Consider the following 16822-nt stretch of genomic DNA (forward strand, 5'->3'; position numbering starts at 1 on the left):
ATTGGTATTTCCATTCAAACCTGTTATGATGTAATCAATAACTAGGTAGTTTTCTTACCTAATACCGAAAGGATGAGCTTGTTGTACTGGAAGAATATCAATTTTCAACATCTTAATTATTTTCTTATTGCTGCCCGTCATTTAAACTTCTCTGAAGCGGCAGATGAATTATATATTAGTTACTCTACTTTAAGTAAAGCAATGACACGTTTAGAATCTCAGTTAAACGTGAAATTATTTGAAAAGAATGGTCGTAACTTAAAATTAACCAAATATGGAAAAATTTTAGCTGGTCATGTTGGTTTAGCTATGACTGACCTAAAAAACGGAATGGATGAAATTGAGTTACTCAGTCACCAAGAACAAGGTGAGATTAACCTGTCTAGTGTCTTTACTGTTTCATCTTCCTACTTACCACAACGCCTGAATCGGTTTAAAGCAGAGTACCCAGATATGGATATCTACCTCACCCAAACATCTACTCAAGAAATATTACAAGATATTATTACAGGAGATATTGATGTTGGCTTTTGTGGTGAATTCAACTTCATTGACTACAAAGATGACATCAACCGTGAATTCATCTATGATGACGAAATTGTTCTCATTGTTCCTATGAGCCATCCTTTAGCCAGTAAGAAAAACGTGTCTTTCCAAGACATAAAAGATGAAGTCTTTATTGGATACAATGAATCAGCTGGTATGTCCCACTCCATTCGCATCGCTCTTGAACGTGTGGCTGGTAAAGAGTTTAAGCTTAATACCCTTTATGCCATGAACGAAGAGTCTGGTGTTATTGGAATGGTCAGAGCCAACCACGGAATTGCCTTTGTCTCAACTCGTAACGCCCTTAACTATGACGACATTAAAATAATTGATGTTACTGACTTATCAATTATTTATAATATCTACATGGTTTGGCAACGCTCAGAGTACTTACCAAGTAGTGTGAATGACTTTAAAAACTTCATTATTGCGGATAATCGTAAATTTGGTGTGTAATACTTACCTCAATTAAAATTAGAACAAAAACGAGCAATCAATTGATTGGTCGTTTTTTGTTTTAATTTTTTCAAGGAACACCTGCGAGGTTGTTTGACTTTAACACCTGCATGTATTAATTAGTTGGTTGGTTTATACGAAAGCACCCATGCCAGTTAATGCTCTTGAAAGGATTAAGGCGTTGATATCGTGTGAACCTTCATAAGTGTAAACTGCTTCAGCATCAGCGAAGAATTTACCTACTCCGTAATCAATATTAATTCCGTTACCACCACAAATTTCACGTCCTAAAGCAACTGCTTCACGTAAGTTCATTGCGTTGTGCATTTTGTGTAATGATGCGTTTACTGTATCGAAGTCTCCTCTTTCTTGGTTTTCAGAAAGGATAACTGATAAAGCGATGTTCGCTGCTACTTTAGTTTCCATACGAGCGATTTTTTCTTGAACTAATTGGAATTTAGCGATTGGACGACCAAATTGTTGGCGCTCGGTTGCATATTTAAGAGTTGCTGCTAAAGAACCAGCTGCAGTACCTGTTGCAATATGACCAACATCTACACGAGAACCTTGGAATACACGAGTAACGTCGCCAAATCCTTCAATTTTTGGTAAGTATTGTAATTCATCAATTGTTGCGTCTTTCATAATGATGTGACAGTTTTGAACTGGGCGTAATGCCATTTTATGTTTGATAACTTCAAACTCAACACCTGGAGTGTCGTGATGTAAAACGAAACATTTGATTTCGCCATCAGCTTCGTCACGAGCAAATACAGGGATAACATCAGCTGTGTTAGCAGCACCAATCCAGTATTTTTCTCCGTTTAAGATCCATTTACCATTTTCTTTACGAGCTGTTGCTTTTAAGCCTTTAGCAATGTCTGATCCGTTTAATGGTTCAGTTAAAGCGAAACAACCAGTGAATTCAAAGTTTTCTAATTTTGGTAAGTAGTGAGCTTTTTGTTCTTCGCTACCACCTTGTAAGATAACTGTATGTGCCATACGGTGGATTGTATATGCTGTCGCAATAGATGTATCCGTACGAGCTAATTCATGGAATAGGAAAGCATTGTAAACTTCACTATAAGTTTCTTTTCCTTCACGACCTACAAATAATTTAGGGTCATTCATGATTTTGGCACGATTGTATACATCGTAAATTTGAACTGGGAATTCTGCTTTGTCCCAATAGTCAGCAATTACTGGTTGGATTTCTTTTTCTAAAAGTTGACGCAAATTATATAAGACTTCAACTTCACCTTCAGTTAATTTGTTTGAAAGTCCTAATAAGTCCTCTGGATATAATTCCTGAAGTTTTTCTAATTTGTTCATTTCGTAATTCCTCCAATTAGTGTTTTAGTTACTAAGCGCTTACAGGTAATATCTTAACAGATAGTTTCATTTACCGTAGGGAAAGTAATTCTCTGTTCATCTTCACTTTTGAACATCTCATAATCCAAATATTATGCACAAGAAAACGCTGTCATGATAATGATTCTCATTATCTAGGATCATATATCTTTCGATTATCTCTAATTTTTCTCATCGATTTCACAGACTATGACAAGTAAAGCACATCTAACTGTGAATTTTGTTCCGACCACCTGTGAAAAACACGAAATAGGTTTGTTGGAAACGCTTCAAGTTTTTAGCTATACTAAAATCAAGATATAAGAAGGAGTGACAATAAATGACAAGAATTACTGATTTAGTAGGTATCAAATACCCTATTTTCCAAGGTGGGATGCAACATATTTCACGAAGTCCATTAGTCATCGCTGTATCAAATGCTGGTGGATTAGGTTTATTAACAACAGGTGCTCTTGACGGAGAAGGCCTTCGTAAAGAAATCCAAACAGTTAGAGAAAACACAGATAAGCCATTTGGCGTTAACTTAAATCTACTTCAACCAAATATTGATGAACTAGTTGATATTGTTATTGAAGAAAAAGTAGCTATTGTAACCACTGGTGCTGGGTCTCCTAAAAAATATTTCCCACGCTTTAAAGAAGCAGGCATCATCGTAATCCCTGTTGTAGCCGCTGTAAAACACGCTCTAAAAATGCAAGAAATGGGAGTTGACGCGATTATTGCTGAAGGGCAAGAAGGTGGCGGACATATTGGTAAATCAAGTACGTTACCATTAGTCAGACAAATAACAGAAGCTGTAGATATCCCTGTTATTGCTGCAGGTGGATTTGCTGATGGTAAAGGTTTAGTGGCTGCTCTTGCTTTAGGCGCTGAAGGCGTTCAAATGGGAACTGTCTTCTTAGCAACTGAAGAATGTCCTATTCCAGATTCATTTAAAGAATCAGTGGTATCAGCAATTGATACATCAACTGTTGTCACTGGACGTAAAGGTGGACATCCTGTACGTGCTTTGCAAAATGACATGTTAGTTGAATACCTAACATTAGAAATGAATAACACCCCAGAAGAAGAATTAGAAAAATTAACTGTTGGCTCACTTTATAGAGCAGTAGTTGAAGGTGATACCAAAACTGGTACCATGATGGCTGGAGAGATTGCTGGTTTAGTACCAAAAATCCGTCCTGTTAAAGAAGTCATTGATGCAATCATCAAAGAAGCGACAGAAACAATCGCTAACCTACACTTATAAAATCAAAAAGAGGCTGCGCCATAAGTTTTTCACTTATAGCGTAACCTCTTTTTTATGTTTTATTCAAAATAATAGTTACTTGATGACACCACACGAGCACCAAAAGGCATTAAAGCTAATTGGGCTAATTTAAAACTTTGTTTACCAAAAGGAATACCGATAATGGTGATACATAACAAAATACCACTTAATAAATGACCTAAAGCTAAGGGAAGACCACTAAAGATCAACCAAATGATATTAACGATTAATGACATACCACCGCCACCATAAACAACTTGTTTACCAAAAGGCCATAGACTAAGTCCAGCTATTTTAAAACACTGTAACCCAATCGGAATACCAATAATCGTAATGCACCAGAGACAACCTGCTAAAAACCATGAGATAGCCCCTACTAATCCACCAAAAATTAACCAAATAATGTTTCCTAAAACGCTCATCTCTATCACTTCTCTTCTATTAATGTTACTTTCATTATAATAAATTATCTTGACCATAAACAGGTGCTTAAGACTGATTATTAGTTAAATTCATAATTAGTTATTTTTGCGAGTAGCTCTTCCTTTAACCGATCATCTGCAAAAGAGTACATCATAGCATGTTGATTTAGCAACCTTAACTCCTCTTGTGTCAGTTGATGGGCTTGTCGCAACGCGTCATATTCTTTTGTTAGGGTCGTCCCTGAAACCGTTTTGTTGTCTGTATTAATACAAAAATGAACGCCTGCTTCTAGCCATTCTCTCATTGGGTATGCTTCATAACCTGTGATAGCTCTTGTTTGAACATTACTAGTTGGACAACCTTCAATACACACAGCTAAATCAGCTAACTCTCGTGTGGCTTGTTTGTCTTTTGTTAAAGCAATGCCGTGACCCACTCGAGTCGCTCCTGCCTCTACAGCTGCAAAAATGTTAGCCACACAACCACACTCACCTGCATGAAGTGTTAATTGAACTGCCCCTTCTGACGTTGCTACCTGTAACGTTTCCTTATAACGAGGCACATAACCATCTTCTTCTCCACCTGCTAAATCAATCCCAACTACCTTTTCATGGTTTCTTTGATTCATTTCAGAAAAAACATGTTCAACAACAGATAAATCATGATGCCTCATACCAATGACTAACATGTTCCCGTGAACAGGATATTCTTTTTCCGCCTTGGCAATTCCCTTAGCCACAGCTTCAATGGTATCAACAACGGACAAGCCTTCTCTCATAGACAACTTAGGTGCAAAGCGAATTTCAATGTATACAATTCCATCAAGATAGGCTTGCTCCATGACATCAAAAGCAGCCATTTCAAGAGCCAAACTAGTTTGTAGATAGGGCAAAACAAAATCAAAACAAGCTAAATACTCTTCTAAATTTTGACAAGATGCTGGTGCTTTCATGTGAGACGCGACTTCTGTTAAATCATCACTAATCACCATACCTTGAGCTTGAGCGATTTTTTGTAACGACTCAGGCCTAATAGAACCATCTAAATGACAATGCAACTCTGCTTTTGGAAACAATTGAATAGCTGAACGTGTTAACACTTCATAACCCCCTGTAATTTAATATATTGTTGACCATTATAACGGGTTTATCTATTAATGTATAGCTTTTTAACAGATTGCCTTTTCTTTTCTTATCCGTTAAGATAACAGAACAACTAAATCAAAAAAGGAGACACCTATGCTCTCTCTAACTATTATTAAAGAATATTTCGACCAACCTCTCATTGATCTCCATGAAGAAAAGCAAAACGCTGACTATGAAGGTCATACTTTCTCAATAAACCACCAAACATATCGCAGTCGCCTAGGCAAAAAAACACCTAAAAAGAAAGGCTACTTTGTGGCTTTTTGGGAGAAAAATCCAGCTAATCAAAACCAAGCCTTTGACTTTGAAGCAAGTCCTGATAACCTACTCATTGTAATTAAAGATGAGAACAACATCGGATTCTTTAACTTCCCAAAATCTGTTCTTGAGCAGAAAAAAATCTTGCGCACAAAAACACAGCCTGGCAAAATGGCTATCCGTCTATATCCTATATGGGAGACAAGCTTAAACCCTACAGCTCAAAAAACGCAAAATTGGCAAGTTCCATACTTTACAAATTTATCAAAGGAGACCACTCACTTATGACACCTTTTGTTCATCATGTTTGCATTCAAACCAACCAATACGAAGCCTCAAAAGCTTTTTACTTAGCTCTTGGTTTCAAATTAGAAGAAGAAACCCCTAATTTTCATGGGCGGAATTTTAACACTTGGCTTTCTTTAAATGGCTTTTTCATTGAACTTCAAACAGGTAAAAAAGAGTTAACTCCTTTTGATAAAAATCATGAAGGCATTCAACATCTTTGCCTTTATACAGATGATTTAGAAGGTGTTATCGAGTCATTAGCTACTTACTCAGACAACTTCATCAAAAAAGACGGAAAGATTATTTACCATGTAGCTAACGGAGAGTTGTTCAAACTCACTGCTCCTGAAGGAACGATTATTGAATACCGTAATAATTTAGGTATTTAGATATAAGAAAAAAGAGATTGTGGTGTGTTAACATCACAATCTCTTTTTGAAATAAACGGTGTCACTGAAGTAGCTCCTTCGTTATTTCTTGAAGCTGGACACTTCCGTGACAACCTCTTTATTTAATCTCTTCACCGTTTGTTGAAATAACTTCTTTGTACCAGTCAAATGATTTTTTCTTGTGACGGCTCATGTCTCCATTGCCATTGTCATCTAAGTCCACGTAAATGAAACCATAACGTTTAGACATTTCACCTGTTGATGCACTTACTAAATCAATACATCCCCAAGGAGTGTAAGCCATTAAGTCAACACCATCTAACATAACTGCTTTTTTCATTTCTGAAATATGTTGTTCTAAGTAATCAATACGGTAATCATCGTTGATTACATAGTTTTCGTCTGGTGTATCCACAGCACCTAAACCATTTTCTGAAATGTATAAAGGCACACCGTAGCGACCATATAAGTCATTTAATGCAATTCTTAAACCGATTGGATCAATTTCCCAACCCCAGTCACTTGCTTTTAAGAATGGATTTTTCACACCACCAAAGAAGTTACCTTGGCTTTTCTCATCTTGATGAGCCGGGTTCACTGACATAGCAGCTGACATGTAGTAACTAAATGACATGTAGTCTACTGTATTTTCTCTAATAACAGCTAGCTCTTCTTCTGTCATATCAACGTTGATACCTTTTCTATCAAAATAAGCTAGTGCGTAACTTGGGTACTCACCACGAACTTGTAAGTCGTTACAGAAGTAGTTAAACATTCTATTTTTCTCTTGTGTTGCTTGTACGTTAACTGGATCTGAATCATAAGCATACATCGTTGCATAAACACTCATACAACCCATTTGGATATTAGGGTTCACTTCTCTAGCGATTTTTGTTGCTAAAGAGCTTGCTACGAATTGGTTATGTAATCCTTGGTAGATTTCTTCTTCAGTTGGTTTTTGCATAGCTGTTGAGAAGAAGTTATTCATAAGACCTGTATTGATCTCATTGAACGTCATCCAGTAAGTTACTTTTTTACCAAAACGCTCTAAAATAGTACGAGCATATTTTTCGAAGAAACTAATTAATTCTTTATTTTTCCATCCACCATATTCTTTTACTAAGTGAAGAGGTGTTTCGTAATGTGAAATAGTAATAGTTGGCTCGATGTTGTGTTTTAATAACTCATCAATCACGCTATCGTAGAAAGCTAATCCTTCTTCGTTAGCAACTGTATCGTTACCATTTGGGAAGATACGTGCCCAAGAAATAGACATACGGAATGTTTTAAAGCCCATTTCGGCAAACATCGCAATATCTTCTTTATAACGGTGATAGTAATCGATTCCTTTATGGTTTGGATACACATATTTTGATTCATCGATTTCTAAAGGCATATCTCCAGAGAACATTAAGTTCATTCTTTGTTTACCACCTGGTGAGATATCTGCAAGAGTTAATCCTTTTCCACCTTCGTTGTAGGCACCTTCTAATTGGTTAGCAGCAGTTGCTCCACCCCATAAAAAATCTTCGCGAAATCCTTTAAATGACATAAAAAATACTTCCCTTCTTATTTTTATATAGTACCTTTCCCTGCTTTACTCCCTCGAATGAGTCGAGTAAAATAGAATGAAAGGAGTTGACGACGTTGTTTGATATAAATAAATTAAGACATGCTTCTGAAACAGATATTCACATTGCTAACTACATCTCAAATCACACTGATTCAGTAGCCTTTATGCGTGTCAGAGAATTAGCTGATAAAACACATGTATCCCCAGCAACCATTGTCCGATTTACTCAGAAAATGGGCTTTGATAGCTTCCCTGAACTTCGTCTAGCTCTCAAACAAGACTTAGAAAAACGCAAGCAATCTCTACAAGGATCTCAAGACGAGTTCTACTTAAAAGATACTCAGTTTCCTATTGATTTCAAACAAAAAATCCAACAAGTTGCTGACAAATTAGAACAAGCAAGCTTTATCCATTGTCTAGGGACTGGCTCATCAAGCACTATGGCTCAATACGCTCAGCAACGCTTTTCATCTCTAGGCTATCGTAGTTTTGCCTCTGTTTCGACTTTTATTCCTTATATGATTTCAAAACAAGAAACACCTTCACAAGACGAGGTCTGTCTTCTTTTTTCTGTTTCCGGAGAAACACCTGATTTGATTCATATTGCCAAAGCCTTAAAAGAAACGGGAATTTACTCTGTAAGTGTCACCAATAAAGAATCCAATAGCTTAGCTACACTATGTAACTTTTCTTTATTTTATGACACCTCTGTCAATCGACCCTCATACGGTGTCGACATGTCCTCTCAATTGCCAGTAGTTTATATGATTGAAACACTCGCAAAAGAGCTTTACTTAAAAAAATATCCTGATGAAAGAGAACAATCTATCGATTAACTTCTCTACTCTTTCATTATAGCCACACTCTTGTCATAAGAGAATACTTCTAGACTAAGTTGATTCAAGTTACGTCCATGAAACACGTTGTTTCACAGGAATGATTCTAAAGAACTTTCAGTATGGAAAATACAAACAAAGTGGTGAAGAAGTTTTAAAATTAGTGTGTGTAAGAAGAAAAGGTATCGAAGTTACTATGTTGATGCAATTGGACGAAATAAGAAACAAATTGAAGGACACATAAGAAATAGTGAGTTAATATGATGCGTGAGGGCGCTGTTTTAAAAAATTTTTAGGCTCAGACCGGTAATAGAGTCTTTCATCCAACTCAAAACCTCCAGTTTTCACTGGAGGTTTTGAAGTATAAATTATATTGTAGAAAAAAATATTTAGTTAACATAAAAGTTATTATATCTAGTCTTAAATACTCATGTGTAGGATTTTATTTAGAAGCTTTGAATGTAATTAACTCAGAATGATCATTCTCTCCATAACCAACTTCATAGTTAATTTTAGAAAAACCAATTTCTGATAATAACATTCTAAATTCTTCAATACCATACCAATAAAGTGTAAAGTGAGACACTTCAGTTTCGATAATAGTTCCATTTTCGACTAATTCATACTTAGAAATACTGGATACTTTTTGTTCTAACCAATCAATATTTTCATTGTAATTATTAGTCAGAATACCTAAGTTGTCTTCTATCTGAAAACTACCTGAAGAAGTAACACCTGGGGTGAAATGCATAGGTGACTCTAAATCAATAATAATTCTTCCACCAATTTCTAAATGTTCTAAAAATTTGATTAATACTTGTCTAATTTTTTTTCTAGGTAATAAACAAAAGCTTCCAGTAGGCATTATGATTGTTTCATACTTATTAGGTAATGATAGTTCCGTCAAATCTTGAAGGTATAAGTTAGTATCAACATTATTCTCTTTCATATTTATTTTACATTGCTCTAACATTTCTTTAGAAATATCAACACCGTCAATTTTGATTCCTTTCTCTAAAAAGGGAATTAGCATTCGACCTGTTCCAACCCCAGCTTCAAGAACGCGACCAGATGATTTTTGAATGTTTTTATAAAAATATTCAATATCCCCATCAATAGAGTGACCACTGGGCTTGGTATGCTCATACACCATAGTACTTAATTTACCGTATTCTTTAAACATATAAATCTCCAATCTGTTTTTACTGTTAATATGAGTAAGCGTATCATTAAACTTAATTGAGATATATGATAATATTTGATTTACATATTGGCAATTATATTTAGTTGTTTTCAGAAAAAAAACGTTTATTCATTAAATGATCTTCATTAAACTGAATTAAATCCCATAAGTTCCCATATAAATCTTCAAAAACAGCTACTTCTCCATATTCAGCCTTTTGGGGTGGTCTAACAAATGAAATACCTTTTTTAAGCATTTGGTTATAATCTCGCTCAAAATTATCAGTGCCTAAAAATAGAAAGACTCTACCACCTGTTTGATCTCCAATAAATTTTTTTTGAATAGATTTTGAAGCTTTTGCAAGTAATATTGTTGTCCCACTTGAATTAGGTGGTGATATAACGACCCATCGTTTATCTTGTTCGGGTTGATAAGAATCTTCCAATAATAAAAAGTTTAATTTTTCTGTATAAAATTTAATAGCTTCATCGTAATCATTTACAACTAATGCTATATGCACGATTGATTGTTTCATAGATTCTCCTTCATTTGGTATATTTTGTCAAAGATATTATCTCATACTTGACTATTGATTAACATAACTGATTATTATGCCAAGTTACATCATCTAATGTTCAACACCAAATGGCAGGAATATTAGGTACATTAACAGCAGTAACTAAATTAGTATGTTTATAATGTTTCTAAAAAGTAGATGTTGAACTATACATAAAAAATAAAAACCTCATGAAATTAGTTTCTTAAAATACTGATTTCATAGGGTTCTTATTTTTTAATTTTGTATTAGCCTCTTTTGGGACAACTTTAAGAAGGTTCCATTTTTTATCAAATTATTTAAGCTAGTTCATTTTCTTATAAATAATTACTCCCAAAAAACAAACTATTAATAATAAACATATGCCAATAGTGAATAACCTACCTACTTTTGATTGAAAATTCCAATCTTCTTTAAAGACTTCTACATATTTTTTTAAAAAATACAGACCACATATACCATTAGCAAAAATGCCAATAATAGCTAAAACCGACAAAAATAAATTTTCAAAATCACTGATAGACAGTATCAATCCACTAATATAAACACAAACCAAACAAATCTTAATATCTCTTATTTCTGCTCTCTTTTTAATATTCTCCACAACTTCTGATCCCTCCATCAATAATTCATCTAGAGATATGTCAAATAATTTTTTTAATCGAATAAGACTATCTAAATCAGGAGTTGTCTTACCTGTTTCCCAATTCGAAATTGTTTTGCTCGATACATACAATTTTTCACTTAATTCTTCTTGAGTCATTTTATGTTCAATTCTTTTCTGTTTTAACATGTTCTTTATTTCCATATCTCAACCTCAGTTTATATAATTTTTTTAATTTTGTATTCCTAAACTCTTTCTAGTTCCTTAAAAATCACTAGAAATTATTTTCTAAATCAATAAAAATGGATAATCAGACATATTAAGCACCCTTTTATCTGCATTTTTAGTACATATGTTTATTATACGGTAAAAAGTAATAAAATAATATGTTTTAAATTTTGATTAACATATTGATAGTTATAGTATGTTAAATTCTATGGTGGCTTTACAGAATAAATGAAACACAATAAAAATCATACTCTTTTTATTTACTTCTACAATGAACTATACTGGTTGTAGATTGGTAAAACTATTAGGAGGTAACAACATGAAAGCTATTGAAATGACTGAATTTGGAAATCCGGATGTTTTAAAATATGTGACTAAGGAAATTGCCGAACTTGGAAAAAAACAAGTTAAAGTCAAGTTATATTACGCAGGTGTCAATCCCGCTGAAGCTTATATTAGACAAGGTGGCTATGCCTTTTTTAATCCACCGTTACCATATACACCTGGCTTTGACGGAGCTGGTATTATTGAAGAGATTGGAGAAGAGGTTACTGATTATCAAATAAGAGATCGGGTATTTATCGCTTCTGCTCTAGGTGATTTTTTTACTGGCACTTATGCTCAGTGGATAGTTACCTCAACAGACTCCATTAGACATTTGGATGAGCAAACTAGTTTTCAAGAAGGTGCTGCTCTAGGCATTCCAGCAACTGCTGCTTATCGCGCGCTATTCCAAAGAGGACATTTGAAAAAAGGCGAGCGTGTTTTAATTCATGGCGCTTCTGGTGGTGTCGGCACCTTAGCTCTTCAAATGGCTAAAGATGCCGGAGCCTATGTCATCGGGACAGCTGGTAATAAACATAATATGGAGAAAGTCAGAGCTAATGGTGCTAACCTAGTACTAAATCATAATGAAGATGGCTATTTAAACCAGATAGATGGTGTTGATTTAATCATTGAAATGCTAGCAAATGTTAATCTTGAAAAAGATTTAGACCTATTAAATTCTCACGGTCGTGTGATTATTGTTGGTAATCGTGGTTCTCTTGAGTTTAATCCGAGATTAACGATGGCTAAAGAGGCAGATATTCGTGGAATTGCGATTTGGAACGCTACTCAAATAGAGCGAGCTGAAAGTTTAGATGCTATTGAAACCTATCTAGCTAACCACATTTTAAAACCTGAAATTGGTCCTATCTATCCATTAGAAAAAGCTTCTCAAGCACAACATGATGCTATCCATGAAGCCTCAAAAGGAAAAATTATCTTGAAATGTCACTAAAATAAGCTTTTCTTTCTAAAGAAAAAAATACAGGAAGCCCAAAATAATGTATTGCGTTATCCAAAGAAGATAAAGATAGGCTCTCTATCTTATATATAAAAGATGCGGCTACATTGATGAAGACATAATAAAAGAAGAAGAACCTTATTAAATCAAGGTTCTTCTTCTTTAGTCTCAATAAAACACTTACTTATTCCTTAATAGATGACTCATTTTCTAATACAAAATTGATTGTTTCAATGTCAAAGTATTGCGTTAATAAGTTGTTAGCAACTGCAAATAATTCCGTTGGTTCTTTGTAATGATTAGCTACTTTTTGTTGTAAGTTGCCTTTTTTGACAATCAACTTGTCATACTCAGGAATAACAGCGACTTCATTACCCTCTTTTTTGTACACATCGTAATCTTCAGACATGTCATACTCTTGGTGTAATTTATATCCATTTGCTACAACGATTGCCATCAGCAATGAATTTAAATCCAATTCATCTAGGACTTGTTCTTTCTCCCCTAACTCAATCACATAAATATCTTCCTTAAAAGTTGGACAAGCATTGCATCCACCATTTAAAAGTTCTAACCCACGTTTAATTTTAATCTCTTCCATGACTTCCACCTCATCTTTAATAAGTTCATTTTATCACAACATATAAAAAGACGTCTCTAGAATGCTTATTCTTTTACTTGTTTGTTATACTAAAGAATAGGGAGGAGATTAAGTATATGATAACTACTTTTTGGGAAAAGTTTTGTCAGGAACAAAATATCAACACCGCGATTCCTGAAGCTTGGATGTTTGGTGATCAGACAAAAGCTATGGGAGATGAGCTGGGGAACCTAGTCTTAGAAGGAAAGAAAACAGGAACCTGCTCAGCACACGCCTTATATGAACGAGAAAAAGAACCTCTACCACAGGTGGGGCAATACGATATTATTCTAAATGGTGATGGTGAGCCGATTGCGATTACCCAATTAAAAAAGGTCACAGTCATTAAAATGGATGACGTCACACCTGAATTTGCCAGAAAAGAAGGCGAAGGGGATTTAAGTTATGACTATTGGTATCAAGAACATGTTCGCTTTTTTACCCAACAATTTAAAGAAATGGGTTTGTTTTTTTCAACGGATATGTTACTGGTCTGTGAAGAATTTGAAGTTGTTTATAGAAACTAAGATAAGAATGGAAAAAAGAGGCTACGATCTATTTAGATTATAGCCTCTTTTACAAACTAAACGGTTTAACAGAAGTAGCTTCTTTAAGAAATAAGCTGAACACTTCTGTCACAACCTCTCTTTTTCTTAATTTCTTACGTTACCTAGCCATTCTTTAGCTCGTGATACTTCTAAAAAGGTCAATTGATGGGATTTTGTCCACTCTTCTGTGAGCCTAGCTCCTCGTTCTCTCAATAATGACAAGACTCTTTGACTATCAGCTAAAGATACGATTGGGTCTTGTGTCCCCATAGTAACAAAAACTTGTGTCTCTTTAAGATCTAAATGATTCGTTACTTCCACTGGATACATTGGATGGAACAATATAGCTGTTTGATAAATTTCTGGGTGATCCAGTAATAATCTCATACCTATATTAGCTCCGTTTGAGTAGCCAACTAATACCACTTGTTCCAATGAAAAATCATGGGTATTGGCTAATTCTTTAATAAAGTCATCTAGTTCTTTACTGCGCTCTGCCAAGTCTTTTTCATCAAAGACACCTTCTTCCAATCGACGAAAGAAACGTGGATAGCCATTCTCTAGTATCGCTCCTCTAATGCCGATTAATGTAGCCTCTTGATTCAAGTCTTTTCCCACATCAATCAAAGACTCTTCTGTTCCACCTGTTCCGTGCAGTAACACCAACACTGGTGCATCTTTTTTTCCTTGTTGAATGATATAATTCATCTCTTCCACTCCCTTCAATCTGGTCTTTTTAAGGTCACTCGTTTTCCTAGAGCGGCATAATCATTCCCTGCTAAACGGCTCATAGGATTTAGTTTATCTGGGTCAATTCGTCCCTGATGATACAACTCTTCTTTCACATGATACGTCTCAACTTTTAATAACAATAAATCTGCTGTGACAGTGTTCTCAGTCTTAATCGGAACATGTTCGTACAACGAAACTTCCATTTTAATACTAAGTTCATCGATCAAAGGCACTGACACCACAGCTCCTTGCGTCATCGTAAAAGTCGTACGACTCAGCTCACTTTCTGTTGACTCTAAGTTAGCAGCTGTTTCATTAATGTTTTGAATATTCTCTTCATCAGCTATATGGATAACTGCTTCTTTTTTAGCTAATATATTTCTAGCAGTGTCTTTCATCACACCTGATTTTCGTTGAATCGCCAAAGAGACAATTGGAGGATTTGATGTCACAATATTAAAGTAGCTAAAAGGGGCAATGTTAAGTACCCCTTCTTCTGACAAACTTGTGACAACTGCCACTGGCCTTGGAATAATTGAGCCGATTAATAATTTATAATTATCTCTCTCCGTTAATTCCTCTGGTTTAATAGATAGCATGACTCTCCTCCTTATCTAATGGGTGGTAGACTTTCTTCTAGATTTTTTCTCATGTATTCAAATTGAGGTGGCAACATTAGATTAGTTCCTAATTCTTCAAAGCTTTCATTAATAGTGAATCCTGGACCATCTGTTGCTAACTCAAACACAATATGTCCTTTTTCAGCAAAGTAAACAGCTTTGAAATACTGACGATCTTTAATTTCAGTGACATTGTAACCTTCATTGTATAAGAAGTCTTGCCATTCTCTGTGCTCAACTTCATTAGGAATTGACCAAGCAATATGATGCACCGTTCCTACACCAAAGCGACCTCTTGGCAATCTTTCTTTTGGCACAATAATATGATGTTTTTCTTCACCTACAGTTAGTAAATGAGTGGCTACATCGTCTTCTTTTTCAACAACTAAGCCCAAGTCATCTCTTAATGTTTCCACTGTTTGTTTAGGTTGGCTAGTTAAAAGAGCTGTCCCGTGGAACCCTAAAATAGCAGGTGTCTCGCTTTCAATAGTAGATTCTACTAAAGCAATAGCTAACCCATGAGTGTCTTCAAATTCCATTGTTGGTGCTAAAAATAAGCGACTGATCTTAAAATCGATGTCAAAACTTGTTAAGCGTTCGTTCCAATAACCCATGCTTCCTTTTGGAATGCGAAAGGCGATTCGACCAACTTGTCCACTACCCACACGACCTTGATGTTCATTTTTCCAGTTGAAAAAAGTCATTGTTGTACCAACTTCTGCTTGTTCGTTACCAAAGTATAAATGGTAAGTATTTGGGTCATCAAAATTAACGGTTTGTTTGATTAATCTTAATTGTAAGATACCTTCGTAGAAAGCCACGTTTTCTTTAGGGTCTCCTACAATAGCTGATATATGATGTATTCTTTTAATTGCTTCCATAAGTATTAACTCCTTTTTGTATTAAATGGTTTAATAACGCCTTCGATATACTCTCTTTTTTCTTCTAAGAAAGGTGCTAGAGATAGACTTTCACCTAATGTTTCATAAGGCTCGTCTCCCATAAATCCAGGCTCATCTGTTGCTAATTCCACTAAAATGTGACCAATACGCACATAAAGTGATTCAAAATAATAACGATCCACGTGACCAGAGTTAGCTAAACCTAAACGGTCAAACAAGTCTTTCCACACAAATAGTGATTCTCTTGTTTTCACTCTGAATGCCACATGATGAACTTCACCGTATCCTTGGCGAGCGTCTTGACTCTTTGTATCTTCTACTAAGACCATTTGAGCGCCATTACCACCTTCACCGACTTCCATGAGATGGCGGTTGCCTTCCTGAGCAATTTCTTTAAATTGAAACACTTGCTCCATTAAGCCTTTAAAGTTCTCGAAATAGCTAATAGTTATTTCCACTCGACCTAAGCCATAAATAGCATATTGTTCTGGCACGGGGCCTTTTTTCCAAGGAATCCCTGGTTTCATCCCTTGATTAGTTTGATCAGACATTAATTGATAGCATTGCTCATCTTCATCCCAAAAGTTTAATACTTTTACACCAAAACTTTCAGTGATTTCTTCATGACGGACACCAAACTCTTCAAAACGGTTTTTGTAGTAAACAAGAGCTTCATCTGTTGGAACACGGAAACCTGAGCGACTAATGGTATTCGTTCCTTTAGCTCCTTTTGGATTATTTGGAAAATCAAAGAACGTCATAGTTGTTCCTGGTGTTCCGTAGTCGTCAGCAAAGTAAGTGTGATACGTATAAATATCATCTTGGTTCACTGTTTTCTTCACTAATCTCATACCTAAAATATCTGTAAAGAAACGGTAATTTTTCTCCGCATCACTTGTCATTGCTGTTACGTGGTGTAATCCTAATAATTGATCTTTTTCTTGAATCTTCATCTCTTATCCCTCT

Annotated in this window: 19 protein-coding genes; 7 read left to right on the forward strand and 12 right to left on the reverse strand. The window is 35.2% G+C overall.

Translation table 11 applies throughout. The annotated features are described in order from the left end of the window. The first annotated feature begins 81 nt into the window (after positions 1-81). Positions 82-1002, forward strand: a complete 921-nt coding sequence (locus DOK76_RS01645) for a LysR family transcriptional regulator (RefSeq protein WP_206964512.1) — start codon at positions 82-84, stop codon at positions 1000-1002. A gap of 132 nt (positions 1003-1134) precedes the next feature. Here the strand turns inward: DOK76_RS01645 and DOK76_RS01650 are convergent, their stop codons facing one another. Further along, positions 1135-2334, reverse strand: a complete 1200-nt coding sequence (locus tag DOK76_RS01650; protein ID WP_206964513.1) for an acyl-CoA dehydrogenase family protein — start codon at positions 2332-2334, stop codon at positions 1135-1137. Positions 2335-2692: 358 nt separating this feature from the next. On the opposite strand from DOK76_RS01650, the gene DOK76_RS01655 reads away from it, so the two are divergent. Continuing rightward, complete coding sequence (locus DOK76_RS01655; protein WP_206964514.1) at positions 2693-3622, forward strand: nitronate monooxygenase; 930 nt, start codon at positions 2693-2695, stop codon at positions 3620-3622. 59 nt (positions 3623-3681) lie between these two features. Here DOK76_RS01655 and DOK76_RS01660 read toward each other — a convergent pair whose 3' ends face one another. Together DOK76_RS01660 and add are read right to left on the reverse strand one after the other, a co-directional pair. Next, the gene (locus tag DOK76_RS01660) at positions 3682-4065 is read right to left on the reverse strand and encodes a YccF domain-containing protein (protein WP_206964515.1); all 384 of its coding nucleotides are present in this window, start codon (positions 4063-4065) and stop codon (positions 3682-3684) included. 80 nt (positions 4066-4145) lie between these two features. Continuing rightward, positions 4146-5165 carry an adenosine deaminase gene (add, locus tag DOK76_RS01665; RefSeq protein ID WP_206964516.1) on the reverse strand — a complete coding sequence of 340 codons (1020 nt, stop codon included), beginning with the start codon at positions 5163-5165 and terminating at the stop codon, positions 4146-4148. Between the two features lie 139 nt (positions 5166-5304). On the opposite strand from add, the gene DOK76_RS01670 reads away from it, so the two are divergent. Then, the gene (locus tag DOK76_RS01670; protein ID WP_206964517.1) at positions 5305-5757 is read left to right on the forward strand and encodes a MepB family protein; all 453 of its coding nucleotides are present in this window, start codon (positions 5305-5307) and stop codon (positions 5755-5757) included. Further along, positions 5754-6146, forward strand: coding sequence for a VOC family protein (locus DOK76_RS01675; protein WP_206964519.1), 393 nt, complete (start codon positions 5754-5756; stop codon positions 6144-6146). Before DOK76_RS01670 ends, DOK76_RS01675 begins: the two co-directional genes overlap by 4 nt. Before the next feature lie 118 nt (positions 6147-6264). Here the strand turns inward: DOK76_RS01675 and DOK76_RS01680 are convergent, their stop codons facing one another. Next, positions 6265-7698 carry a glycoside hydrolase family 1 protein gene (locus DOK76_RS01680; RefSeq protein ID WP_206964521.1) on the reverse strand — a complete coding sequence of 478 codons (1434 nt, stop codon included), beginning with the start codon at positions 7696-7698 and terminating at the stop codon, positions 6265-6267. Positions 7699-7793: 95 nt separating this feature from the next. Here DOK76_RS01680 and DOK76_RS01685 point away from each other — a divergent pair, with 95 nt between their 5' ends. Further along, positions 7794-8555 (forward strand): MurR/RpiR family transcriptional regulator, encoded by a 762-nt coding sequence (locus tag DOK76_RS01685; RefSeq protein WP_206964522.1) that lies wholly within the window; start codon positions 7794-7796, stop codon positions 8553-8555. 442 nt (positions 8556-8997) lie between these two features. Here DOK76_RS01685 and DOK76_RS01690 read toward each other — a convergent pair whose 3' ends face one another. From DOK76_RS01690 to DOK76_RS01700, 3 genes are all read right to left on the reverse strand, one after another. Then, positions 8998-9738, reverse strand: a complete 741-nt coding sequence (locus DOK76_RS01690) for a class I SAM-dependent DNA methyltransferase (RefSeq protein ID WP_206964524.1) — start codon at positions 9736-9738, stop codon at positions 8998-9000. Positions 9739-9838: 100 nt separating this feature from the next. After that, on the reverse strand, positions 9839-10273 hold the full coding sequence (locus DOK76_RS01695) for a VOC family protein (RefSeq protein ID WP_206964526.1): 435 nt from the start codon (positions 10271-10273) through the stop codon (positions 9839-9841). A gap of 325 nt (positions 10274-10598) precedes the next feature. Next, positions 10599-11087 carry a helix-turn-helix domain-containing protein gene (locus tag DOK76_RS01700; protein ID WP_242542166.1) on the reverse strand — a complete coding sequence of 163 codons (489 nt, stop codon included), beginning with the start codon at positions 11085-11087 and terminating at the stop codon, positions 10599-10601. Positions 11088-11445: 358 nt separating this feature from the next. On the opposite strand from DOK76_RS01700, the gene DOK76_RS01705 reads away from it, so the two are divergent. After that, positions 11446-12408: an NADPH:quinone reductase gene (locus DOK76_RS01705; protein WP_206964530.1), complete on the forward strand. Its 963-nt coding sequence runs from the start codon at positions 11446-11448 to the stop codon at positions 12406-12408. Between the two features lie 190 nt (positions 12409-12598). Here the strand turns inward: DOK76_RS01705 and DOK76_RS01710 are convergent, their stop codons facing one another. After that, positions 12599-13015: a DUF4809 family protein gene (locus DOK76_RS01710; protein WP_206964532.1), complete on the reverse strand. Its 417-nt coding sequence runs from the start codon at positions 13013-13015 to the stop codon at positions 12599-12601. Between the two features lie 116 nt (positions 13016-13131). On the opposite strand from DOK76_RS01710, the gene DOK76_RS01715 reads away from it, so the two are divergent. After that, positions 13132-13581: an ASCH domain-containing protein gene (locus DOK76_RS01715; RefSeq protein WP_206964535.1), complete on the forward strand. Its 450-nt coding sequence runs from the start codon at positions 13132-13134 to the stop codon at positions 13579-13581. Positions 13582-13707: 126 nt separating this feature from the next. Here the strand turns inward: DOK76_RS01715 and DOK76_RS01720 are convergent, their stop codons facing one another. From DOK76_RS01720 to DOK76_RS01735, 4 genes are read right to left on the reverse strand one after another with little or no spacing between them, the layout of a single operon-like run. Beyond that, positions 13708-14310, reverse strand: a complete 603-nt coding sequence (locus tag DOK76_RS01720; RefSeq protein ID WP_206964536.1) for an alpha/beta hydrolase — start codon at positions 14308-14310, stop codon at positions 13708-13710. 14 nt (positions 14311-14324) lie between these two features. Then, the gene (locus DOK76_RS01725; RefSeq protein ID WP_206964537.1) at positions 14325-14933 is read right to left on the reverse strand and encodes a flavin reductase family protein; all 609 of its coding nucleotides are present in this window, start codon (positions 14931-14933) and stop codon (positions 14325-14327) included. 11 nt (positions 14934-14944) lie between these two features. After that, positions 14945-15835, reverse strand: a complete 891-nt coding sequence (locus DOK76_RS01730; protein WP_206964538.1) for a VOC family protein — start codon at positions 15833-15835, stop codon at positions 14945-14947. A gap of 5 nt (positions 15836-15840) precedes the next feature. Further along, positions 15841-16803, reverse strand: a complete 963-nt coding sequence (locus DOK76_RS01735; protein ID WP_370590074.1) for a ring-cleaving dioxygenase — start codon at positions 16801-16803, stop codon at positions 15841-15843. Positions 16804-16822 lie beyond the last annotated feature (19 nt).

This window comes from Candidatus Vagococcus giribetii (assembly GCF_017316185.1).
Classification (GTDB): Bacteria; Bacillota; Bacilli; order Lactobacillales; family Vagococcaceae; genus Vagococcus; species Vagococcus giribetii.